The sequence below is a fragment of the Deltaproteobacteria bacterium HGW-Deltaproteobacteria-18 genome (assembly GCA_002841885.1).
GTDB lineage: Bacteria > Desulfobacterota > Desulfovibrionia > Desulfovibrionales > Desulfomicrobiaceae > Desulfomicrobium.
In genome coordinates, this window is the sequence record PHBE01000005.1 from 26308 (window position 1) to 51230 (window position 24923).

At 48.2% G+C, this 24923-nt stretch carries 20 protein-coding genes and 1 pseudogene; 8 read left to right on the plus strand and 13 right to left on the minus strand.

Translation table 11 applies throughout. The annotated features are described in order from the left end of the window. Nucleotides 1-36 precede the first annotated feature (36 nt). Genes CVU60_05665 through CVU60_05700 form a run of 8 tightly spaced genes read left to right on the plus strand, consistent with a single transcriptional unit; the run spans nt 37 to nt 8713 of the window. Nucleotides 37-813 carry a 1-(5-phosphoribosyl)-5-amino-4-imidazole-carboxylate carboxylase gene (locus CVU60_05665; GenBank protein PKN42476.1) on the plus strand — a complete coding sequence of 259 codons (777 nt, stop codon included), beginning with the start codon at nt 37-39 and terminating at the stop codon, nt 811-813. After that, a complete protein-coding gene (locus tag CVU60_05670) occupies nt 806-1918 on the plus strand; it encodes a hypothetical protein (GenBank protein PKN42477.1) in 1113 nt (370 codons plus the stop codon). The genes CVU60_05665 and CVU60_05670 overlap by 8 nt, the downstream gene beginning before the upstream one ends. Beyond that, complete coding sequence (locus CVU60_05675; protein PKN42478.1) at nt 1915-2916, plus strand: hypothetical protein; 1002 nt, start codon at nt 1915-1917, stop codon at nt 2914-2916. The genes CVU60_05670 and CVU60_05675 overlap by 4 nt, the downstream gene beginning before the upstream one ends. Next, complete coding sequence (locus tag CVU60_05680) at nt 2880-3974, plus strand: glycosyltransferase (protein PKN42479.1); 1095 nt, start codon at nt 2880-2882, stop codon at nt 3972-3974. The genes CVU60_05675 and CVU60_05680 overlap by 37 nt, the downstream gene beginning before the upstream one ends. A gap of 21 nt (nt 3975-3995) precedes the next feature. Then, the gene (locus CVU60_05685; protein ID PKN42480.1) at nt 3996-5204 is read left to right on the plus strand and encodes a hypothetical protein; all 1209 of its coding nucleotides are present in this window, start codon (nt 3996-3998) and stop codon (nt 5202-5204) included. Further along, entirely contained in the window at nt 5201-6325 is a 1125-nt protein-coding gene (locus CVU60_05690) for a hypothetical protein (protein ID PKN42481.1), read from the plus strand. Before CVU60_05685 ends, CVU60_05690 begins: the two co-directional genes overlap by 4 nt. A 12-nt stretch (nt 6326-6337) precedes the next feature. Then, on the plus strand, nt 6338-6943 hold the full coding sequence (locus CVU60_05695; protein ID PKN42482.1) for a hypothetical protein: 606 nt from the start codon (nt 6338-6340) through the stop codon (nt 6941-6943). 12 nt (nt 6944-6955) lie between these two features. Next, nucleotides 6956-8713, plus strand: coding sequence for an ABC transporter ATP-binding protein (locus tag CVU60_05700; protein PKN42483.1), 1758 nt, complete (start codon nt 6956-6958; stop codon nt 8711-8713). Here the strand turns inward: CVU60_05700 and CVU60_05705 are convergent. The 13 genes and pseudogenes from CVU60_05705 to CVU60_05765 all read right to left on the minus strand — a co-directional run bounded on the left by CVU60_05705 (nt 8710) and on the right by CVU60_05765 (nt 24916). Further along, complete coding sequence (locus tag CVU60_05705; GenBank protein PKN42484.1) at nt 8710-10680, minus strand: polysaccharide biosynthesis protein; 1971 nt, start codon at nt 10678-10680, stop codon at nt 8710-8712. The two genes, CVU60_05700 and CVU60_05705, sit on opposite strands and share 4 nt — an antisense overlap. 9 nt (nt 10681-10689) lie before the next feature. Further along, nucleotides 10690-11655, minus strand: coding sequence for a UDP-N-acetylmuramyl pentapeptide phosphotransferase (locus tag CVU60_05710; GenBank protein ID PKN42485.1), 966 nt, complete (start codon nt 11653-11655; stop codon nt 10690-10692). Next, nucleotides 11652-12656 carry an NAD-dependent dehydratase gene (locus CVU60_05715; GenBank protein PKN42486.1) on the minus strand — a complete coding sequence of 335 codons (1005 nt, stop codon included), beginning with the start codon at nt 12654-12656 and terminating at the stop codon, nt 11652-11654. The genes CVU60_05710 and CVU60_05715 overlap by 4 nt, the downstream gene beginning before the upstream one ends. Further along, complete coding sequence (locus CVU60_05720) at nt 12626-14743, minus strand: hypothetical protein (GenBank protein PKN42487.1); 2118 nt, start codon at nt 14741-14743, stop codon at nt 12626-12628. The genes CVU60_05715 and CVU60_05720 overlap by 31 nt, the downstream gene beginning before the upstream one ends. A 40-nt stretch (nt 14744-14783) precedes the next feature. Next, nucleotides 14784-15908: a glycosyltransferase family 1 protein gene (locus tag CVU60_05725; GenBank protein ID PKN42488.1), complete on the minus strand. Its 1125-nt coding sequence runs from the start codon at nt 15906-15908 to the stop codon at nt 14784-14786. Nucleotides 15909-15961: 53 nt separating this feature from the next. Next, nucleotides 15962-17065, minus strand: coding sequence for a glycosyltransferase WbuB (locus CVU60_05730; protein PKN42489.1), 1104 nt, complete (start codon nt 17063-17065; stop codon nt 15962-15964). Next, a complete protein-coding gene (locus CVU60_05735; GenBank protein PKN42490.1) occupies nt 17062-18297 on the minus strand; it encodes a hypothetical protein in 1236 nt (411 codons plus the stop codon). The genes CVU60_05730 and CVU60_05735 overlap by 4 nt, the downstream gene beginning before the upstream one ends. Continuing rightward, entirely contained in the window at nt 18297-19385 is a 1089-nt protein-coding gene (locus CVU60_05740; GenBank protein ID PKN42491.1) for a UDP-N-acetylglucosamine 2-epimerase (non-hydrolyzing), read from the minus strand. Before CVU60_05740 ends, CVU60_05735 begins: the two co-directional genes overlap by 1 nt. A 56-nt stretch (nt 19386-19441) precedes the next feature. Further along, nucleotides 19442-19636: a hypothetical protein gene (locus tag CVU60_05745; GenBank protein ID PKN42492.1), complete on the minus strand. Its 195-nt coding sequence runs from the start codon at nt 19634-19636 to the stop codon at nt 19442-19444. A 1630-nt stretch (nt 19637-21266) separates the two neighbouring features. Next, nucleotides 21267-22370, minus strand: a pseudogene (locus CVU60_05750) (IS3 family transposase). A 134-nt stretch (nt 22371-22504) separates the two neighbouring features. Next, complete coding sequence (locus tag CVU60_05755) at nt 22505-23119, minus strand: pseudaminic acid biosynthesis-associated methylase (GenBank protein PKN42493.1); 615 nt, start codon at nt 23117-23119, stop codon at nt 22505-22507. Between the two features lie 8 nt (nt 23120-23127). Continuing rightward, nucleotides 23128-24189, minus strand: a complete 1062-nt coding sequence (locus CVU60_05760; GenBank protein ID PKN42494.1) for a hypothetical protein — start codon at nt 24187-24189, stop codon at nt 23128-23130. Then, a complete protein-coding gene (locus CVU60_05765; GenBank protein ID PKN42495.1) occupies nt 24182-24916 on the minus strand; it encodes an acylneuraminate cytidylyltransferase family protein in 735 nt (244 codons plus the stop codon). Before CVU60_05765 ends, CVU60_05760 begins: the two co-directional genes overlap by 8 nt. Nucleotides 24917-24923 lie beyond the last annotated feature (7 nt).

The following is a 24923-nucleotide window of genomic DNA, read 5'->3' on the forward strand; positions in this document are numbered from 1 at the left end:
CTTGAATTCACAGCAAGCCAAAGAGTCTTCCCACTTATGCCCATGGACCCCGAAAAACTGAGCTCCCTGTTACGCGACGTAGCTACCGGCGACATCTCTTGCGAGACGGCCCAGGCTGCGATCACGAGACAGGAACACAGCGACCTGACCCTCGACACTTGGCGCCGGGAGCGCACCAATGTCGGCGAAGTGGTCTATGGCCAGGGCAAGACCCTGGAGCAGATCCGCGCGTCCCTGGCGGAACTGGGCAGGCACCATCCGGTCCTGGCCACCAAAATTTCGACCGAGCATGGGCGGGCGCTGCTGGATATTTTTCCGCATGGATGTCTGTGGGAGGAGGCGAGACTCTTTTGCCTGGGCGCGGACCTGCTGGCCGCCGACCCCAAGGCCCCCGACTCGGAAGTGCTCATCGTCACGGCCGGATCCTCGGACCTTCCCGTGGCCCGCGAAGCCCTTGGCACCGCCAGATTCCTGGGCCTTGGTGCACACCTGGTGACCGACGTGGGAGTCGCGGGACTGCACCGGCTGGAGCCGCACCTGCCGAGCCTGCGACAAGCCAGGGTCATCATCGCCGTGGCCGGGATGGAAGGCGCGCTGCCGAGCGTCCTCGGCGGACTTTTGAAGGCGCCGATCATTGCGGTTCCAACCTCGACAGGCTATGGGGCCAACTTCGCCGGCCTGACCCCGCTTCTGGCCATGCTCAACTCATGCGCGCCGGGCGTGGGTGTGGTCAACATCGACAACGGCTTCGGGGCGGCAGCTTTGGCCAAAAAAATCCTGGCCCGTCAAGAATATACAAACGCAAATGAATAAACCGGTTCTTTTTCGAGTCACGAACAATCTGAAGGTCGGCGGCGTGCAAAAACGGCTGCGTGCTCTGTTACCTTTGCTCACGGAGCACTACGAAGTGCACGTCGTGACCTACAAGGACCGGGGCGTATTCTTTGACGAACTGGCTAAGCTTGGCGTGCACACCCACTTCCTGCCCCGCAAGGGACACTGGAACCCGGCGGCCATCTGGCGGCTGGCAAAACTTTTCCGCAAACACCGGGCCGAGATCGTTCATACCCACTCCTTCGGCGGCAATATCTTCGGCATCCTCGCAGCGGCCCTTGCGCGAGTGCCTGTGAGGATCGGCCAGGTCCATTTGAGCGACCTGCACTGGTACGGGACGACCGCCATTCGCCGCAAAAAACAGATGCTGGAAGAACGGATGGTGCACCGGCTTTTTTCGCACAAGGTGCTGTTCGTCTCCCGCGAATCCCTCGAATATTTCAAAAAAAACACGCAGCTGCCGGACGAAATGCTGATCGTCCTGCACAACGGTCTCGACCTGCCCGGAATCACCGAGGCAGCGTCCCGGATGGAACTTGGCATACCCGAGGAAAAAAAACTTGTCGGATTTGTGGGCCGCATCGCACGAGGCAAGGGAGTCGGACGTTTTCTTGAAATAGCGCGCCAGGTATCTTTTGAGGCACCCGGCAGATTTCATTTTGTGGTCATAGGCGACGGTGAGAGACTTTCCCGTCATCAGGCCTGGAGCCGCGAACAGGGTCTGGAGCCTGAGATCACCTTTCTCGGTGAACGCCACGACATTCATCGCTGCTACGCGGCCCTTGATTGCCTGATTTTCTGCTCCGACCCCGGAGTCGAAGGCATGCCCGGCGTGGCCCTGGAGGCATGCGCCCACGGCCTTCCCATCCTGGCGCTGAAAACAGCCCCTCTTGAAGAGATCCATGCATATTACTCGCGCATCGCCTTCATGGACGGATTCACGCCAGCCGCAAAACAGCTTGAAAAGGCTCTGGCCCTGCCGGTGGCAAATCAAGATTTATTTCGCGACGAATTTTCCATTGAGGCCATGCAAGCTCGAACCCTCGCCCTCTATGCGCAATTGCGCAGACAGGCCAAAGCATGAACATCATCTCCCTGACCCAGACGCTGCTGGGTACAAGCATTCCGGTCCTGTGCTACCATCAGGTCCGGCCGGACAGCGGCATGACTCCACAGAAATTCGGCCGTCAGCTTGACCTCATCAAAAAGCTCGGCTTTCAGACCATCAGCCTAGCCACTCTGCACCACATCATGCTGGGGCAGATGCCTCAAGCCAGCCCCTGCGTGGTAATAACCTTCGATGACTGCACGCTGGACAACTGGGTTTACGCCGTGCCCGAACTCCTGCGCCGGAGCATGCATGGGGTTTTTTTCGCCATCACCGATTTTATTCAGCCCGGACCAACCCGGCTCCAAGCGGGCCAAACAACGGCGCCACTTCCAGTGCCAGCCTTTGGCGACATAATGCAACAGGCCTTGTCCGGAAACTGTGACGGGTTCATGAACGAGGCCGAAATCCACGCTGCGGTCCACGATCTGGGCATGGAGGTCTATTCGCATTCCGCCGCGCATCAGGCCTGCTTCACTCAGGCAGAACAAAGCGGAACCCTCGGCGATAACAGGCACTGGAGCCATGCCGCATTATGCGGCCAAGACGCACGCGCAGACGCTGCCGTCCACCCGGTGGGCAGTTCCTACGCCCATCCAGGCTTCGGGCTAGATTGGAACGGCTGCCCGCTGACCCTGAAGACTGATCAGGAGCGACTCGCCTTTTGCCTGAAGGACTTTTCTGCCGCCAAGGCCCGGATGGAAGATCTTTTGGACCAGTCCTGCCCCTTTCTTTGCCTGCCCTGGGGCGAATACGACAATGTCACCCTGGACGCCGCGAAAACGGCTGGCTATCAGGGCGTGCTGAATCTTGAAGCAGGAGTTGTCGGGCCGGGAATTGACCCCATGCGCATCGGCAGACTGGCGGTAAAGGACCGTAAAACTTTGTCCTGGCTTGGCTTGAAGACGCTGCTCCTGGCGCACAGAATGATGGCTCCATGGGCTCAGATCCGAAACCCAAGCAAGCGCACATGAACATCTGCTTTGTCAATTCCACCAACAAATGGGGCGGTGTCAAAAGCTGGACCCTCGATGTGGCGCGCGGCCTCGCGGATCGCGGACACGGAATTCTCATCGTTGGCAGGCCGGGACCATTCATTGACAAGGCCGCAGGAATGGGGCTCGACGCTCTTGGGTTGTCCTTTGGCCCGGACTTCAACCCACTTCGGATTCTTGGGTTCGTCAAAATTTTCAAGGCTTGCAAAACCGATCTTGTCGTCGTCAATGTGGGCAAAGACATGCGAACCGCCGGCATCGCGGCCAAGATGCTCGGCATCCCGGTGGTTCACCGCGTCGGCCTGGCCGGAGACATGTGCAACACATACAAGGTGCGCCTGCTGCACAAATGGGTGCGGCCTCGCATCCTGGTCCCGTGCGAACAGATCAAGAGGGGACTTTTGCAGGAGCTGCCCTATCTGAAACCGGAAGAAATCACGGTCATCCTGACAGGCAAGGAACCTGCGCCGTCTCCACCGACGACAGTGCATTCACCGCTGCGCTTCATCTCCACCAGCCAGCTCAACGCGGACAAAGGACACAAAGACGTCCTTGAAGCAATGGCCGAACTGAAAAAACAGAGCTACGCCTTTGAATATCATATTGTGGGAACTGGGCGCATCGAGGGAGAACTGAAAAGCCTCAGCACCAACCTCGACCTTGACGACCGGGTCACTTGGCATGGATTTCAAAAGGACGTCCGGTCATTTCTGCGCAGGGCAGACGTTTTTCTCCTTCCGTCACACCGGGAAGGCCTGCCAAACACGCTGCTTGAAGCAATGGCCGAGGGGCTGGTTTGTGTGGCGCGGGATGTGGGGGGGATAAACGAATGCTGGCCTCAAGCAATCTTGCGTTTTCTAATTAGTGATCCGCAAAATTTATTCAATTCATTACACATCTTACTCAACGCACCAGCAGCACAACTCATTGAAACCAAAAAATTGTATTGGGAACATTCTAATGCAAACTCTTTCAGCGATATGACTGAAAAATTGGCTACTTTTTTTCAAAAAAACATCTCAAAATTATATAATTAGCAACACTATTTCACATATAAAATGTACTTTTCATCAGACACTGAACTAAATAACCGATTAAAAAATATTTTTTTATTTTTGATCTGTACATATTTTACAAGCATTTGCTTATTTCCGTCCAAAGCGGAGGCATTTGGGTTCATCGCACTTGCCTTGGCCCTGATTCAGATTAGCAAAAATGATCGGTTCTATTTCTTTAAAGACCCTGCCTTATATGCACTCTTGGCATTTGGTGCTTATTCTTCCGCTGTAAACGCATTGGGACTAGGCGAAGTCGCCCGGACGGGTATCATCTATGGCTGGACGGTACCATTTCTCGTTGGAAAAGCCTTCGCACGCTTCAACTCGACCAATCTATTAAAACATGTCTTTTTTGCAGCTGTGGCCCTGGCAGGGTTCATGCTGGTGGCACAAATTCTCTACCACCTCGGAATCAGACAAATCGGCGACCTAAACTTGGGGATGAACAGTCTGACTCTCACCTTTCGCAATTCTTCACGCACAGCCATTTTTGTTGCCACAGGGGCTCTTGTGTGCCTGAGCTACGCCATTTCCAGTGACAAAAGACAAAAAAAATTTGTTGCGGCATGTTCATGCGCGACCCTCATTTCCGCACTAGTTGGGACGGGAAGCAGGATGACACTCACGGCTTTTTTAATATGCAGCGGTATTTTTTTATTTTTACAAAAAAAATTGCGACTCCTTTTCTTTATAATATTCGTGATATTATGCCTTGTTCCTTTTTTTGGGAAAGAGCAGCGTTTTAATCTCAATCCATCTCACTTAATTTCAATTCAAAGTGCTACAGAGAGATTCACAGTCTGGTATGCGGCTTGGGAAATTTTTAAAGAAAATTCCATATTCGGGAGCGGATTCAGGACGTTTAAAGAGGTCTCAAATCCACATGTTATGACTTTTCGAAATGAGCATCCACAAGTTATGAGCTCTGAAAACCTTGATGATGCTCACAATCTGACACTACATCTTCTAGCAGAAAGTGGTTTAGTCGGAACATTGATTTTTTTCCTGATTTTCTTCTATGCACTGCAAGCTGCTTGGAAATCGCACAAAAAAAACTTTGCCATATTACCCTTGAGTTTATGCTTAGCTCTTATTTTTTTGCATGCCCAACTTCATGTCAACATTTTCGCATCGAATGTTAGCGGATTACTTTTTTTGATTACGGGCCTTTTAAGTGGGATCAAGCCAGAAACAGAGTGTTTTTCATGAACACGCTCACCTATATCGCCAAATCCAAAATCCCATCCCGACACGCCAATTCCGTGCAGGTTGTGAACATGATTTGCGCTTTTGCGCCACTGGTTCAACGCCTTGACGCCTACCTGCCAGGAGGATTTGCCCGTATTTTCCATTTATGGACAGGGAAACTCTTCGCAAACTATGGGCTCTCGATTCCACGCAATGTGCACGTTCATTTTGTTTCACAGTCTGGGAGAGGCTTTGAGAAAAACGTTTTGCGGCAGATCCCTTCCAGCTGTGAAGGCAGTATCTTCACCCGCAGTGCAGAGATTGCCTGGAAACTTGCCGAGAGAAATGCCCCGGTGCTGTTTGAATCACATGTTTTTTCACGAGATGCCAAGCAGGTGCCCTTGCCGCGGTTCATTCAGGCCATGAACGCATCGCGCGCAGCCGGCATAGTTGGAATCTCTCAGGAGATCTCCGACTCCTACCTGGCTGCCGGCCTTATGCAAAAACGGCTCATCACCTCTGCGGATGGAGTGGACCCGACTGTTTTTTCCCGTGCATTGCCAGGCGGACTTGGGCATCTTTTCGGGCAGCACATCTACGATCGCCCCACGCTGGTTTACACGGGCTCATTGAGCCACGAAAAAGGAGCTGCCTTCCTGGCGGAGGCGGCGACGCGGATGGGGCACATCAATTTCGTCATCATCGGCGGCAACGCCAAGGAATCGGCAGCGCTGGCCGTAAGGTACAATTGTGCCAATCTCTTTCTGCACCAGAGCGTACCGCACAAGGAAATTCCCTCGATCCTTCAAGACGCAAACATGCTGGTCATGCCCTACTTGCCAGAGGGAGCCCTGATTCCTTACATGTCGCCACTCAAGCTTTTTGAATATCTTGCCACGGGCAAGCCCATTCTTTCCTCGGATCTCAGCGTACTGCGTCCATTTCTGACTGATGGCGAAAATTGCCTTCTCTTTTCGCCGGGCTCCCTTGATTCCCTGTGTGCACAGGTCAACCGCTTGCTGACCATGACTCCCGAAAAAAAAGAGCGACTCCGCGACAACCAGTTGCGGTCCGCAATGCGCCACACCTGGACAAACAGAGCCAAAACCATCCTCGAATGGCATCGCGGATTGCTTACGTAAAGGAAACCATCCATGATCAAACTCGGTCCACAAATAATAAAAGGCGGCTGGTGCCAGATCGTGTCAGTCCAGGACCATCACGAGCTCTGCGCCAAAGTACTGGTTCCACGCAGGCGCTTTCAGGGCGGGCAGCCCGACCCCAACGTCATCGTCTCGCAAAAATATGGCATTGAGGATTTTCTGGATTACGAATGGGCCAACTACCAGAAGATCATGGCCGCCTGCCCTGCCGATCTGCGCCAATATTTTGTGGACATGCGGGGTGTCGAAATCGCAGAAGATGGGCGCAAGGCCTTACTCATGCGGATAGTCCGTGACGATCAAGGCGAAACCGCGCCCAATCTGGTCAAGAATACGCGCCCGCTTGCACCAGAATTCTGGGCCGTGATGGAACGCATCCGCAAGGAAGTATTTCTGGCGAAAAGCATCGACCATTTTGGAATCGTTCGCCGCAACATTCTGGTCCATTCACCGAGCCATCCGGTGATCATTGACTTTCAAACCGGCCGCGAACGTTTTCGTGGACAATTCTGGCTGCGACACCCATGGTTCGTCCGCCAAAAAGTCAATCGCTACTTTCAAAAACTCTATAAGGAGATGGGCGTTACCCTTCCGTAACCTCAGAGCATCATGAAACTTCTCGAAAATGAAACCATACAGTTGCTACGCCGTTCCCTTAGCTATTTTGTACCCTACAAACTGCTTATCATCGCGTCCTTCGCCGCTCTTGGCCTGGTCGCGCTGTGCACTGCCGGGGCAGCCTATCTTGTCCAGCCAGCCCTGGACAAGATCTTTATCGACAAAGACAGCTCTGCGCTCATGCTACTCCCCATCATGCTGGTGGCACTCTTTCTGGGCAAAGGGGTTGGACTTTTCGTTCAAAAATACCTCATGTCCTATTGCGGGCTCAAAGTGCTGGAGCGGCTTCGCTATGAACTTTTCGCAAAGATAATTTGCCTACCCGTGGATTTCTTCGGAGAAACACGTGTCGGTATGCTCATGTCCCGCATCATCAACGACGTGAACCTCATCAGCTCAAGCCTGCCGGAACTGATCAGAATCATCCAGCACAGCCTGACCATGGTCGGACTGGTGGCCCTCATCATCTACCGAGATGCGCAGCTTGCCTTTTGGGCCTGCCTCGTCTTCCCCTTGGCTGTATACCCCGTGATCTATTTTGGAAAAAAACTCAGAAAAGTGGGACGGAAATACCAGGCCAAAATCGCGGATATCTCTTCGTACATGCAGGAAAGCTTCAATGGCTTGCGCGTGGTCAAGGCGTTTGCCGCCGAGGAAATGGAAAAGGAAAAATTCAGCGAAGCAAGCTCAAAACTTCTGCGTATCGGCCTCAAGGGCAAGATCTACAATCAGCTTTCATCCCCGATAATGGAACTGATCGGGGCCGTGGGGGCAGGCTTGGTAATCTGGTATGGAGGCAGCCAAGTCATTGCCGGCAAAAGCACGCCAGGCGAATTTTTCTCATTCATGACGGCACTTGTCATGCTCTACGACCCTTTCAAGTCCATAAGCCAGGCCAACAACACCATTCAACAGGCCATGGCGGGAGCCGAACGGGTTTTTGAAATTCTGGACTCCAAGGAATTGGTCGAAGAGTCTGGCGGCAATACCGTCTATGTTCCCCCGTTTGCTTCGCTTTCGTTTGAGGATGTGTCTTTTTCCTATCCCGGCACTCAGGAGCCAGCCCTCAAAAACATCAATCTGGAAATCAAGGCGGGTGAGCGGGTGGCGTTCGTTGGCCAGAGCGGAGCAGGCAAGACATCCCTCATAAACCTGATACCCCGCTTTCATGACTGCCAGCAGGGAAGCATACGATTAAACGGCCTGCACATAAAGGATTATACTTTATCCAGTCTGCGTACAGGCATCGGCATCGTCTCGCAGGATCCTTTTCTTTTCAATCTCTCAGTGCGGGACAATATCGCCTATGGCCGACAGGAACTGGATCAGCATTTGGTGGAGCAGGCGGCCAAAGCGGCCTATGCCCATGACTTCATCAAAGAATTGCCGCAGGGCTATGATACAGTGGTGGGTGAAAAAGGGGTGAAGCTATCCGGCGGGCAAAAACAACGCCTGACCATCGCCAGGGCAATCATGAAGGACCCCTCGATCCTCATTCTCGACGAGGCGACGTCGGCACTGGACACGGAATCCGAGCGCATTGTCCAGAAGGCCCTGGAAAACCTGATGGTCGGCAGAACAAGCCTCATCATCGCCCATCGCCTGTCGACAATCCTCACGGCCGACAAGATTGTGGTCATGGAGGGCGGGCAGATCAAATCCGTGGGCACTCATCAACAGTTGCTGGAAAAATGCCCCATTTACAAACGGCTTTACACGCTCCAGTTCCAGCCTCAGCCAGAAGACTAAGAACTTGCGCGAAGGCCCCGTTTTTCCGTCAGACCGCAACCGCATACGGCTGAATTGCAATTATCGTCGGCGCAATATTCAGGAACTATGCGGCCGAGGATTTTTTTAATCTCTTCGCCCATGAATTGCGCCCCCCGGCTTTCCAATTCGCAGAGCAGCTCTTCGAGGCTTGCGCGGTATTGTTCGTCCGAGAGGCCATTCATCAAGCCGGCAGCAAGTACCATGATCTTTTCATGGCCTGTCTCGACAATCCCTTCCCCTTCGGTGATGAGCTCCTCGTAGAGTTTCTCTCCAGGGCGCAGGCCCGTGAATTTTATCTTGATCTCGGCCGGGTCCTTGCCGGAGAGGATGATCAGATCCCGGGCCAGGTCAGCGATGCGCACGGGCTTTCCCATTTTCAGGATGAAAATCTCACCGCCTTGCCCCAAGGCACCGGCCTGTACGATGAGCTGAGCCGCCTCGGGAATGGTCATGAAATATCGGGTCACGTCCTGATGGGTGACCGTGACCGGGCCGCCGCGTTCGATCTGATCGCGAAAAAGCGGGATGACCGATCCGGAAGAGCCGAGCACATTGCCAAAACGCACGGCCATGAATCTGGTTGCTCCGCCCTGGTACCCTCGCATGACAAGCTCCGCCACACGCTTAGACGCACCCATGACGTTGGTAGGGCGCACGGCCTTGTCCGTGGAGACGAGCACGAATCGTTCGGCCTCGTGCTTCGCTGCCGCGTCCATGACCGTCCGGGAGCCAACAATATTATTGGTCACGGCCTGCCAAGGGTTGCATTCGAGCATGGGCACATGTTTGTAGGCGGCAGCGTGGAACACGACCTGGGGCGCATGCGTGCTGAACACCGCCTCCACCAGCGGAGCGTCCTGCACCTGCCCCAGCACCGTCACATAACGAGTGAACCCTTGCTGGTGCAGGAGTTCCATCTCGATGGAATACAGGTTCTCTTCACCGGCATCGAAAAGTACCAACAGCTTTGGTTCAAAACGGATTATCTGGCGACTGAGCTCGGAACCTATGGATCCGCCAGCCCCCGTCACCAGAACAACCTTGTCCCGCAGGTACCCCTTGATCCCCTCTTCATCCAGACGGACCTCCTCACGTCCCAGCAGATCCTCGTATCGAACATCACGCAAGGACTTGATCGAGACCTTCCCGCTGGCGATATCGGCCAAGGCAGGCAACTTCTTCATGCCAAGCTGCGCGACTTCACAAGCCTGCATGACCTGACGCAGTCCGTGACCTTGCTGACTCGCGCTGACCAAAACCTCATCAACACTGGCAATTTCCGCCACACGCTGAAGATCCGCAAACGGCCCGTAAACCGGCAAGCCGTGAATCCGGCGACCTATGCGGGCGGGGTCGTCATCAACAAATCCCACTAGACGCATACCGGAATCGCGGACATCCAGAATTTCCTTGGCCACACGCGCGCCTTCATCATCAGCCCCAGCAACAAGCACTCGCGCGCCACCGGATGGCGTGCAAAAATTCTCGGGCAGAAACACGTTCCGCCACTCTCCGGGTTTAGACGCAATTTCGTAAAGAGAACGAATAAGCACCCGCGCTCCGCAGGCGAAAACAAAGGCCAGCAAGGCGTCCAAAATGAATACTGAGCGGGGGTAACCCTTGAAATGCGAAGCGTACACCACATAAAGAATGAGCGCCGTCTCGGCCATGAATACTGCACGCCCAATCTTCCAGAGGTCGGAAAGGCCTGTGTATCGCCACATGCCCCGATATAGGCCGGTCATCCAGAAAAAAGCGATCTTTAAGATCATGGCGGCAGGCAGGAGAGCCAGCAGCTGTCTCAGAAAGGAATCAGGGATATTGAATTCAAAGCGCAGCAAATACGACAACGACAAGGCTGACGCAAAAAGGATACTTTCTCCAACCAGCATAAAGAACAAATTTCTCTTTTTCAGCAAAAAGTTGAAAAACAGAGCTATTTCCATCAAGCATCCTTAATATTCAAAATTCCGTTTAAACGCATAGTGCGTGAAGGCCCATACAAGCAGCAGCACGGCATCAATTCCAAAAACGGCCCAGAATCCGTATTCGGCTACACTCACCACCAAAAACGCGACAAGAAGCTGGATCACTCCATAAGAAACGCTGACTTTCCAATGGGCAATTCCGCGCTCGTTGGCCAGAAATTGATACAGATGCCTGCGATGCGGTGCAAGCAGCGATTCCCCGCGCCACAACCGCTCGACCACTGTCACGGCCTCATCGGCGTAAAACGGAAAGAGGAAGGAGGCAAAAACCAAAAACTCGGTCCATGTCCGGGGCAACAGGCACACTGACAGAGCAAACAGAAAGCCCAGAAAAATGCTTCCCACATCCCCCATGAACAGCCTCGCGCGGGGCAGGTTGGAGGGCAGGAAGCCCAGCAGCGCGCCCATGACCGCTACAATCGGATTATACAAGGGGGTATCCGCCGCTCCGCCAAAAAACAGCAGGCAAGCAAAGGCGACCAGGGCAGTGATGCCTGCGATGCCGTTGATCCCGTCCATGAAATTGAAGCAATTGGTCGTGGCGACCACGAAGAAAAGGGTCGGAAAGAGCAGGGATACGGACCATGAAGCATGGCCCAACCACAATGCCCCACCCAAAGCGAGAAGTGCAGCCACGAATTGCGCGACCAAGCGCAGGCCCGCAGAGATGTGGCTTAAATCGTTGGCAAAGCTTAAAATCGCCAAGGCCAGAAGCGGAATCCATAAAAATGGCGAAAGCCCTGTTGCAATAGCGCCCCCCGCAAAGGCCAGTACCAGCCCCACGCCGCCGCCCTTGGGAGTAGGCCGGGCATGGGAACTGCGTTCTCCTGGCAGGTCCAGATAACCGGCACGGGTCAGGTATCGGGGCACCAGCATGCAGCACAGGATGCTCAGCAATAGCCCCACCAAAAAATACAGCGCCGCGCCCGTCATTGTCGCTTCATCCCTTTTACCATTTCATGGATGCCCCGCCGCAGGTCCCAGCCCGCTTCAAAGCCCAATTCGCGAAAGATTTTGGCGCTGGAATAACGGGCGGAACCGGCCAGCTTGGCCAGCCTGTCACCGTTCAGTGGAGCATGCATCCCGACGCGCTCCAGCATATCACCCAGAGCAGCCCCAGCCCTCAGCACAGCGTAAGGAACAGCCGGTCCAACCTTTTTGTCCAGTGCCTCGTGAATCCAGTTCAGCATTTCATTGGTGGAGTATTCCCTGCCATCGGTCAGAATATAGACCTGCCCGCATGCCGCAGGATGCGTTGCCGCCAGCAAGCATGCCTGCACGACATCCTGCACGTGAATCATGGAGCGTCTGTTTGACGGAAATGCGATGGCCGGGAAGACGCCCTTGTGCACAGCCCGGATCATCAGATCAAGATTGCCCTTGCTCCCGGCACCATAAACAAGCGTAGGCCGCAAAACCACCGGGCAGGGCAAGGGAAACTCTTCAAGCACGACGCGTTCGGCCGCAAGCTTGGTGACGCCGTATGGATTCTGCGGGAAACAAGGCGCGGACTCGTCCCAGACCTCTTCCCCACCCTCGCCCATGGCCTTGACTGAACTGAGCAGCACGCAGGCCCGCACACCCGCCTGCTTGGCGGCACGAAGCAGTGAGCGCGTGCCATGCACATGAATGGCTTCATATTCGGCATTTTCGGCGGCATTCTTAGCGCGAGTATGGGCCTTGCCTGCCAGCTGAAGGATCGTGTCCACGCCCTCAAGATTTTGAGGGTCGATCTCATCCCGGCCCAAGTCACATTCCAGCACATGCCGCCACGGTCCGATTTGCGGCCTGCGCAGCATAGCCGTGACATCAAAGCCCTGATCCGTCAGCTCCTGGCACAGGCAGCGCCCGATAAATCCCGACGCGCCGGTGACCAGGACGCGCTTGTCGTTAAAGCCCATGCCTATTGCCGCACCTTGTAAGCACGCGCCCATGGATAATTGTCAACGACCAAAGAAAACTCATCGCTAAAATCCGAAGCCGGGCGGAGCAGCATCTGCACCATCATGGACCGGTACATCTTGGCGTCCATCAGAAACACTTGGCGCGACATCTGGTTGATGACCACATGCGTACCCGTCCCGTGGGGCCACTGGAAATGCCTGACACCTTCGGCCTCCACCACGTCCATGGAATCAATGCGTGTGGACTTGCCGCCAACCACCAACGTGCCCGCGGCAGAATCCATGCGGACCTCGCCGCGCACCTGCTGAATCTTGCCGGGTGAACTGGCGCCCGAAGCAATATCCCAGTTTCCGTAATAGCTTATCCAGGAAGCCAAGCGCAGATTCTCCCAGGAAACAATGAAATAGTTAGACAAGCTCGTTGGCCAATTCGTGTCATCCAAGACTAACTCGGACAAAAATACCTGCGCATCGGCAACGTCCATTTTTTGGATGCCGGATACTGGATTCCCCGCGAAAAGAGCGGCCTGAACTCCTGCTGTTCTCGTCAGTCCGTCATCAAGCATGGCTTGCCCGAAATACCGAATCAACTGACTCGCCTGTCGCGAAGAGGTGGCGCTGTGTACTTGTGCAAGGGGATAAAGCCACTTCCCCGACTGTCGCCCGCCATCGCCGAACGTTGCCCGTTCAGCATAGTACTGCCCTGCGTAGCCGTAGTCCCACCACTGCCAGAGCAGTGCCTCCGGTTCCGCCTTCTCACGCAATTCCAAAAATGTCTCAGCATAGATTTTGGGCAGCACCGGCGCGGGTCTCACCTCCTGCATAAATACTGCGGAAGGCCACAACACAACGCAAGCCAAAACCAACTGTGCGATCCAGCGCCGCCCTTGGCTCTGGCCAAGCATACTCATAAATTCACTCAACCCCAAACCAAGCCCCATACCGATACCCACGGTGCCGTACATGGCAAACCTGTTGCCAAGCTTAACGCTGGCAACACCGAGAGCCAGAAAGGGCAAAAACACAAGAAGCGCAGGACGACGCCAGCTGACAAAACCAAAGCCCAAAATACCCAGAACAAAAACGACCCAATTCCCTCCCATACGCGGTCCGAGCTGTCCCCAGTCAAGGTTCTGTGCCTCACGCACGCTCTGGGCTATATCGGGAAGTTTCATTCCGGTGGCGTTGTTCACCATTTCCGGGGTAGCTATCTTGGTGTACACATAAATCTTGCGCAACAATTTTTGGATTATCCCATCCAAATCACCCAAGTACAGAATCACTGCGGCCAGCATGATCAGCATTGCCACCTGAACCATCAGAGGGATCGGTCTGCGACGTTGCAAACACGCCAACACTACGAGAACTGACAGGGCCATCCCAATCCATCCGGCGAAAGCCGTTCCAAAAATCAGGAGTAACTCTGCCCAAAAATAGAATTTCCCTTTTTTTTTGACAGAAAAGAGCCCAACAATACCTGCCATACCCAAAGCCGGAAGTAGTATGCTCACGCTGCCAGGATATATATACAATGCTATCCCACCGCTCACACCAGCCCCTATAGCTAAAGCCAAACACCATCTGTCCCATCCTACTGAATCTTCGGATGTTCCAATGCGTTTGAACATCTCCAACCAGATGACAAGACAGCAAAGCATGGAAATCGGGAACAACAAATTTATGACATCCGTATCACAAAACCCAAGCCGGGTACGTACCAGAAATCCTAGTCCAGATGTGACTAAAATTCCAAAAACGAGTCCCCCCTCAGGCAAACGCAAAAAACGGGACATAAAGCATATTGGCAATGCCAACAAAGGAATAAATATTATCGGTGACCAAAACCCAGCAGCAGCGAGAGGAAATCCAAAATCTGCGACGGCTTTCAATATCAAGGTAAATGCTCGGTTGACATGCCGGCCAAGACCTTTCGCCCCAGCCAGCCACGTATAAGCGTCATGCGTAGCCATTAGCGGCTCGCCATCAACTAGAAACGACTGATTCTGCCACCAGGGGAGTTCGGCAAGTCGAATGACTACTGTTGTAAAAATAACAAGCAGTAATGCAAGCCAGAATTCTCCGGAAAGGGAAAGGGCAAAGCGCGTAGGTCTGGTCATCGGGGTTCCAGGGAAGATAGACAAATTGATAATAACCAACTCAAGCGTGACCGGCTCCGATTAACGAAGAGTAAACCGCGAGGGTTTCCGCAATGATACGCTCTGAGGAAAATTCAGAGACGGCGAGAAGTCTGGATTCGCGCCCCATCGATTTACGCAATTCGCCGTCTAAAATTAGCTTTTCCAACGCATCGGCCAAAGCCAAGGCGTCCCTCGGAGGAACCAGAAAACCATTGATCCCCTCACGAACAGTTTCGCGACATCCAGGGACATCGGTCGTGACTATGGGGCGTCCAGTGGCCAAGCCTTCGAGAAGCGATTTGGGCAACCCTTCCCGATAAGATGGCAAACAGACAATATGACTCTCGGCCAACAGATTCGGAATATCGTCGCGATGGCCAAGCCATTCAACAACGCCACTGGCCTTCCATTCATCGAGAATATCCAAGGAGATGGACGCGGGGTTTTGATCATCCGGGGCGCCAACCAATAAAAAACGGACATCACTACCACGATTTTTTAGAATTTTGGCAGCATGAACATACTCGAAAACACCTTTATCGAATAGCATTCGTGCGATCAAGATAACGGTGATTTGACCGGTCGGCGCAGGGGCACCAGGATAGACGTCGAGATCAATTCCCGAGCCACGGATCAGATGCACAGAACGGCAGCCAAGACGCTCTACATAAGACTTATCATCATTATTTTGAACAATAATTTCCGACGGAGCAAGTAATAATTTTATAAAAGCAATAGCAATAAATTTTAATAGTCGCGCAACCCAATTATAAGAACTAAAAATCCATCCCATTCCAGCAAATGCATTTACAACATTGCTCACATTACAAATACGAGCTGCAATAGTTCCATACAACGATGGCTTTAGCGCCACATGATGAACCAAATTTGGATTTAAACTTTTATATATATAAACAAGGCGAACTACTAACACCAACTCTTTGAATATATTTAAACTTCTTCTAGACATTGGAAGGTTTATCAAACGTATCCCTGCGTCTTCGATCTGTTTTCGATACGAACTTACCTGGGTGACTACCGAAACATCATACCCAGAACGTATTGCGGCAACAGCAAGCAAAAAACGATGGGAGCAAAAATACCAGTCTTCACTTATAAAATAGAGAATTTTCTTGCGTTTCACGTTGCCTTCAAAAAATCAGGAAATATAAATATCATCCTCCCGCACCCAATGCCTCAATCCTTGAACCTGCCAGAAGCCAAAACGCTACGAATGATTTTCAAGGTTTGCGCCGCTTTTGCATCCCACGAATGCTCCCTATGAACAACGTCCGCGCCCCTCTTGCCCATTTCAAATGCAATCTCTGGGTTATCCGCAATGTAATGAACAGCAGAAGCCAAGGCCATGGCATCACCCGGCGGAACAACAATACCACACCTCTCATCTCGAACCAAATCAGCCATCCCCGGCCAGTCAGACACGACTACAGGAACTCCGCAAGCTAGGCTTTCAAACAATTTGAGAGGAAAAACACCCGTAGCGCATCTTTGACCAACCTGAGGAGATAGCGAACACAAAGCGTTGCAAATTAATCCAGCCAAAACAGTTTGATCTACAGGAGAAACAAAGCTGATAGTGCTCGCAGACGCAGCGGCGTTGGCAACTTTCGCGGCCCCAACACCATCACCGACAATGACCAAGGAAACTTCACTCGGCCACAATGGAGACTTCGCTGCTTCAAGCATGGTTTCAACGCCCTGCCACAAGGAAAGCGCTCCAAAAAAAATAACATACTTTTCCGGAAGATCGATGTTGTCAGAACGTGCTACCAGCGGATTAAAAATATCCGTGTTAGCCCCATTGGAAACCAGAAAAACACGATCATGTCCCGCCTCGCGCCGAACCCATTCTACGAGATGCGGGGTAACAGCGATAACGGCATCCGCCCATTTTAGCTGTTGCCGCATCAAAAAGATAAAAAAAGACCTACCGTAATTTGTCCAAGGATAAGACAAAAAAAGATCTTCATAAGGACCATTGATTTCACAAATAATAGGAACGCTCCGAAGTCGCGCCCATAAAGAAACAATAAACGTTGCAAAATGCCAACGAACATACACTAAATCTGAAATAGTTGACATAATTAGCCGAATTTGTGTCAAGAAAAAATTTTTTACCCGGACATACACGGATGGCTTATGTTCATTAACACGATAAAATGGCTGGAAAAGTTTTACAAGAACATCTCTCTTTCGCAAACCGCAAATAATTTCATTAACATGAGAATAGGAAGCTTGACCTTTACGAGTAACTTGCAAACATAGATAGTATAAAATCATGGAATTTCATTCTTATAAGTTAGTTCTTTATACATTAAATTTAATGTTTGTGAATCGTGCCTCCACGAATATTTTCCAAGAGCAAACTTATGCCCCAGATATCCCATTTTTTTTAATTCATCAGGATGTTCGTACATCCAAATCAATTTGTCTGCCATGTCCAAATAATCATTAGCCCTAAAAATTTTACCGCACCCGGAATCAAGCACAATTCTTTTTAATGGCGCACAATCACTTACAAGCACTGATCTTTTACAAATCATATATTGGAATAATTTGTGAGGTACAGTGGTGTGCGTATGTTCAAAATTGTTGTGCGGAACAAGACATACATTACTTGCCATTACGTAACTATTGACCTTGTTAAATGGTACCCAGCCAATAATCTCAACAAATTCCGAAACCTTAAGGGACGAACACAGCTTCTCCAAATCTCTCCGAATTCGCTCATTATTTGCACCAACAACAATACATTTAAAACCAGGTATCTTGTTTCCAACAACAGATACGGCCTTCAACGTAGTATCCATCCCTCTGTGAGGACCAATGCCACCAATATAACTGACTACCCAATTATTTTTATAGCGTGACATTATACCGCTATCTACACTATCTAGTTCAAAATTAAAGGTAGACTCATCTTCAGTATTTGAGATTTCAAAAATTTTATTTTTATTAATTCCATAATTAACAATTCGCTCAGAAGCTTCAGGGACAACGGTGACAATCCTATCAAACTTTTTCAAACATACAGACTCTCTATATCGCATCCAGTGGTAATTCCAGACAAGAGATTTTAAAAAACGCATGAACAACATATCAGAAGACCGATAAGATCGCATTGCGGCGGGCATATTTTCATGCAGATCAGCAATCAAATGTAATCCATGTTTTTTTGTTCTTAAAACGACAGGAACCGCAAACAAATCATGGACATGCAATGCCTCTAGCTTAAATCTATCAATAAAAATATTAATTATATTTTCCCAAGGAATATTAAACAATAATAATGCGTAACACAACTTTGTGAAGAAATTTGAATCATCAACATGCATCCGCACAACGGTTGCTCCTAAGTCATCAAGGAACTCCTCACCCTCGTCATTGATCGAGTTTGCTCGGCACAAAATGAAAACTTTGTGACCACCTTGAGAAAGCGACTTTGCCTCTTTCGCAACCCTGATGTCAGGTGGGAATCCACGCTCATTAATTAGAATCATCCCGATACGCACTAAAGCATCCCCCTGAAAATATTCACAATACGCTCACCTGCACAACCATCCCAGTATTTTGGAACAGAATGACCTTGAAGAGAATTATTAATCTTATTTAGAGCAATAGATGTAATCTGACTTGCGTCAGCATGCACTAAAATATTGGTGCCTTCAGATATTGTAATTGGACGTTCAGTATTATCCCTAACAGTCAGACATGGTATACCCAGATAAGTCGTTTCTTCTTGAACCCCACCAGAGTCAGTTATCACCAAAGAAGCGTTCGATTGCAAAGAAAGAAAGTCTAAATATCCAAGAGGCTCAATAAAATGTACGTTTTTTTTGTCTTGATACATCTCAGATTCTAAAATTGCTTTTCTGGTTCGAGGATGGACAGGAAATATTATATCATAATTTTGAGACAACATGTTTAAAGATTTAAGAATTTCTGAAAGAGATTTATTATCCTCAACATTAGACGGTCTATGTAAAGTACATAATACAAAATTTTTCGTAATAGAAAACCTTTCTAAAAGATGATTTATCCTTTTTTTAGCAAGAGGCAAAAGCCTTATCAGCGTATCAATCATCGCATTACCAACAAAATAAATTTTGTCTTCAGAAATATTCTCTTTTAAGAGATTTGCTTTAGCATCTACCGATGGCACTAACAACATGTCGGAAATTTGATCCGTTAGAATACGATTTATTTCTTCCGGCATAGACCTATCAAAGGACCTCAGGCCTGACTCCAAATGAGCAACCGGAACACCAATCTTCGAAGCAACCAAAGCACATGCCAAGGTAGAATTTACGTCACCAGGGACAATCACCCAATCTGGTTTATAATCAAGCAAAACCAATTCAAAGCGTTTCATAATTTCAGCAGTCTGATAAGCATGAGTACCAGAACCAACTTCCAAATTTATATCCGGTAATGGCATTCCTAGTTCATCAAAAAAAATTTGAGACATTTTAGGGTCGTAGTGCTGCCCTGTGTGAACTAAAATATTAATAAAATCAGCCGGATATTTATTAATGTTTCGAATTACAGGATCTATTTTCATAAAATTAGGCCTAGCACCGACAACCGACATGATTCGCATTAACTTTAACCTCTATATAAAATTAGACATTCAGTTATTTGATAGATTCAGACATATTAAACTTGACTCTCCGTGATTGCGAAAAGGCGGATGAATTCTCTAAGCGTAAGCATCCTGCCGTTCTTATGTGGTAAGAACTCATTGAAATCCTTGACCCACTTCATCACTATCTTCGTAACGGAGACTGCGTCATGACAGTCATTGGAATGGACGGAATCCGTCTCAAGATTTTTAACAAAATTATCGTCCATGCCGTTGCTCCAGGAACTCCTGACAAAAGTAAAGCGCCCCACCAAGCCAAGGCCAGTGTAGAGCGTAGCTATCCCCGAACTAGCACCATTAAAAATATAGTTTTCATTAACTAATCAACAATTAGCTCTGCTAAAATTAAAACTTAATAAAGGGTTACTGCTTATTTACAAAAATTTATCTGATTAATTAAATTTAGTATATTACAAATAGAATTTTTTTTAAAAAAACTAACTGAATAATTATTACTTACAGATTCATTTTTTTTAATTATATGCAGCAATTCTTCGACATTATCAAAAATATACAAAACTTTTTTCTCTATTAAATCAATCATACTTTCTATTCCCGTAAAATTATAAAGTAATACGCTACAGTCAAACTCTAAAGCTTCATAAACAACTGTTGATGTATGCGCTACTACAAATTGAGATTCTGATAAAAGTTGGTATAGTGGTATTTCATTTTTAACCACCTTCAAATTAGAATCTCGCAATTCAGGATACAAATTACTCCAGTCACTGTACTCACATGGATGTAATTTATACACTATATCATACTGAAAATTTGCGCTATTAAGTAAATGAAGCGCCATTTTAACCAAATACTTACCAACCATAGGCTGAGAAATAAATACAATCTGTCGCCTTTTTTCGAATTTTTTATATTTGTTTTTTTGCAATTCTAAATACGGAAATCCTACACTAACAACTTTTGATTTATCGACCGGATATGAACAGCGAGACAACCAATAGTCACCAAACGTTAACAAATAGTCAGGAAATGTATTCAATTTTACATTATGCGGATAAGAATAACCAACATGCCCACTATTGACCGCGGTGCCATGCTGCAATTCTATAACAGGCACAAAATTTTTCTTGCAACTTTCAATAAACTCTTTATTTAAATAGCCAACTACAACAAATACAATTTTTGGCTTAACTTTATTAATTAAGTAATCAAAATACTGCATCAAAACTTTTCTACGAATATACGCATCGCGTATTCTTTTATAAATATTTAACTTAAATCCAAATTGAACAAAAAATTCATTCTCTACATTATCTAAAAATTTATTTTTTTCATGAAAATTTTTTACAGAAAATCTACGAGCAATAGAAGAACATAGGTACGCATGGTCTAAGTAATGAATATTTTTTGTTTTTGATGGCGCAAAATGCTTGCTATTTACAGGCTTTTCAATCAATAAAGTTTTAAATTGGTTGCTTATTACATCGACAAGAGGATCAGAGTAAATATCCCACCATAAGTTATCTTCTAATAATCGGCGTTGCGGATGACCAAAAAAAAGGACATCATGCGGATTTAAACACCTTGGATTAACAATAGAAAAAAATGAGTGTTTAAGCAAAAGCAGCCTATCTAAATATCTTGAACTTATATTTACATTTTTAGCAGAGATGCTTGAGAAATTAAGTAAATCCTTGTAAACTCCGTATCGAAGGTAGTCCCAAAATTTAAAATCAAAAAAATCAAGTTCAAATAAATTCAAATCTTCTTCTATTGAAAAAAATTTTTCTCTGACCGTTATGATTTTCACACAATCCACCTTAAACATCATGCAATGCCTGATGCGACTTAATCATCTGCCGGGAAACTTCGGACCAATTAATCCTTGAGGGTTTCCCCACGGTGCATGTTTTTTCCATACTGCCGACAAAAGTATTCGGGCGTCATGTTGTTCAGGCTTGAATGCGGGCGCACGGAGTTGTAGTGCCGCCTCCATTCCTCGATCACAACCCTTGCCTCTGCCCGACACCGGAACCATTCCATCGGCAGGCATTCGTCACGAAATTATACCGTTAAAACTCTCGTTCAAACCGTTCTGCCATGGCTTCTCAGGCTCAATCAGCGCCAGATCCAGAGACTCCCGAGCCGCCCATCTGTGCAGCGCCTTCGACACGAACTCCGGACCGTTGTCAGAACGCAGGCTCAAAGGGGCCCCCCGTTCGCTGATCAGGCGGGACAGCGCCTCGATCACCCGGCCCGACCTGATGCTACCGGCAACGTCTATAGCCAGGCATTCACGCGTGTATTCGTCCACCACGGTCAGGCATTTGATCTGCTGCCCGTTTGCGCAGGCATCGTAGACAAAGTCATACGCCCACAGTTCGCTTGCTCCCATCAGCAGTCGTGGCCTCGGGCGGGATGCAGCCACTTGTTTTCGAGGCCGCTTCCTGGGCACCCGCAACCCAGCCTTGGGCCACAGCCGAAACGCCTTGTCGACGCCCATGACATGCCCCAAGCGTTCCATGAACACGCTGATCCTGCAATATCCGAAGCGCGGATACGTCGCAGCAAGGTCTGCCATTAGCGGCTTGTCCCGGGCCTCCAGTCGTGACTCGTAGTGGAGCGATGACCGGGGAGTGGACAACAGCGCACACGCCCTGCGCTGTGAAAGCCCGCGACTCCTGGCGTATGCCACCTGGAGGCGTCGGGCGGGTGCGCCTACCACTTTTTTGCGGCGATCTCCTTCATGACCTCGATTTCCAGGTCCCGTTCCGCAAGGATCTTCTTCAGCCGCGTGTTCTCTTGTTCCAGCAGGCGCAGACGCCTCACGTCATCGGCGGACATGCCGACAAACCGCTGGCGCAATGTATAGATCGTCTGCTCACTGATCCCATGCTTTTTGGCCACCTGGGCCACCGGGCTGCGGTCAGCTTCGCGCAGGATGCCCACCATCTGCTCTTCGGAAAATCGTCCCTTTTTTATCAGTCCCCTCGTGGTTGAGGGAAAAACCTATCTCAAGTTTCGGCTGGCCTGAAAAGAGCCGGGCAGGCCACTGAAGACTTGTACAGAGATCTGGAACCACTTCTGTAGCTTCAGTCATGAATACAAAATAACTATCATACTTTCTCTAACAAAAACCAATTTATATCATCCAGAGGAAACGTATCTTTATGATATACAAAACCATAGTCAATAATTTTCAAATCAGGATACTTTCGCAGCATCTCTCCTGCAAAATCTCTTTTAAACAATTTACCCTTGTGACCTCTATATTCTATCTCAACTGGAGTAGGGTTATAGTATTCAGCTATTAAAATATATTTATTTGTTGAAGAATAAATATTTTCATATGCTAGAGCCAGACTCTCTGGATTAATATGAATTAAAACACCCTTAACAAATGATAGATCATGCTTAGGTGAATTAATTTTTTCTAAAATAGATGTGTTATAAATCGTAATATTAGAAAAATTCTGCAACTCCGAAACAGCTTTATTATTAATTTCTACTGCAGAAAGACTAATGTCTGGAAGCAAAAGGCGCAATGCCTTCAAATTTAGACCTATATTCGAACCAAACTCTATTACTGACTTTATTGGTCCAATTTTTGAAATGATTTTTGAAAAAAAAACCACATTACTGACTACTTTGTTCGCCGATGAATTTCTTAAAATATAATCATCTCCAAACACTCCAGACCAGAATAACTCTTGTTCCGTAGAATACTCCATAAATCCTCCTAAATAAAATCGTCCATACTTATCATGCTTCCTGCTGAAATGGATTTATTAAATCGCCTTCCACATACAGTATCAATCAAAGATGCAGATATCCCCGATCCTGGGCGCATTGCAGCGACCATATCATCGGACAATAAATCCCCAGAATTGACGTTTATTTTTAAATACAAACTTTTAAAATACTTTTTACTTTGAACTAAATCTTCATACGCCGGCCTTAAGCAATACGAACCGAGCGCACGCTCAAGCTCCTTAATCCTCTCGAACCAAAGGGCAAACTCACTCGGATCTAAAGCTTTGTTATGACCATTTTCTAAAATACTTCGATCTAAAGTTATGCGCTTTTCTAAAACGTTAACTCCCATACCAATGGACAAAAAATCTAAATCAAAGTCGCGTCCTTGGGGCGTATATCCAACCGGATACCCATATTGAGCTTTTAAAAATGGGATGGATCTGAAATTCATGTCCTCGTATTGATTAGTATGAAAATCATGAAGAAAAATAACTCCCGTCCCACCCGCCTTCAAATACCAGTCTAGAACCTCATTCATTCCAGCAGTAGTGAAAACCCCTGTATCAATAATAATTGGCTTTCGCGTACGACCTATAGCCTGAATCAAGCGCTTATGACTAGAACTCCACGTGCAAATCTTATGAACAGACACATTTGCTGTCTCTAAAATTGAAACGGCTTCCATATAATGGGAAGTGCAAATAAACTCCATCCCTTTCGATTCAACATAATTTTTAATATCGCACCAATCTTGCACACTATATTCAAGTTTTTTAAACATTGAATACATATTTTCAGTCTTACTTCTACCGTCGAAAGTTTCATATGTATACTCTACACTCTTGTCACCTAAAAGATAATCAGGACCTATCATCTGCATTTTTACAGCATCAACACCTAATCTTGACACAATATCGACCAGCTTAAAAGCGGTCTCTTTATTACCGCCATTCGTAAGGCCTATATCAGCCATGATAAATATTGGCATTCCATCTCCGACATACCGACGACCAACCTTCACTGGACTTACATAAAAACTATTCATCAAAAAGCCCTCCCTGCAACTCAACAATACCACTATCTACTAAGTATTCAGCATATTTAAAATCCATCAGCGTGTCTATATCCACAGAATTTTCTCTTGGCATGACATAAGGAACGATATCCATATATTTGTAATGATTCTTTTCTAGCAGCGAATTTAAACTGTAAAACATAATAGCACCATTAGATCTATATGTAGATGGACACTCAGTTGATTTTGTTACGACATACTTACTTTCTGGAAAACAATGAAAAAGTCGCTTGCGACTTCCTTCATTGTCAATCAACCAAGCATTATATGGCGGATATTCATTCTCAACAACACTCATAAGTGCATCTGCAGAACTCATTTTAAAAATCTTAAATGCCTCGACAATATCAGCGACGGAAGACAATGGACTCGTTGGCAACAAAACACATATATTATCAAAAGAAAATTCAATACTAGACAACTTACAAACAACATCTTTAACTACATCAACAATAGTATACGGATCATTTGACAAAGCAATTGGACGCATAAATGGAATCCAAGCACCGTACTCTTGAGACATAGATGCTATTTCTGCACATTCAGTCGACACCAAAACTTTATCAAAAATATTTGCCTTTATCGCCTTTCTGATAGCATAAGCAACAAGAGGGTGTCCAAAAAATAATCTTACGTTCTTGTTGGGAAATCTTACAGAACTACCCTTGCTAGGAATGATGCACAATGTATTATTCATAATATTA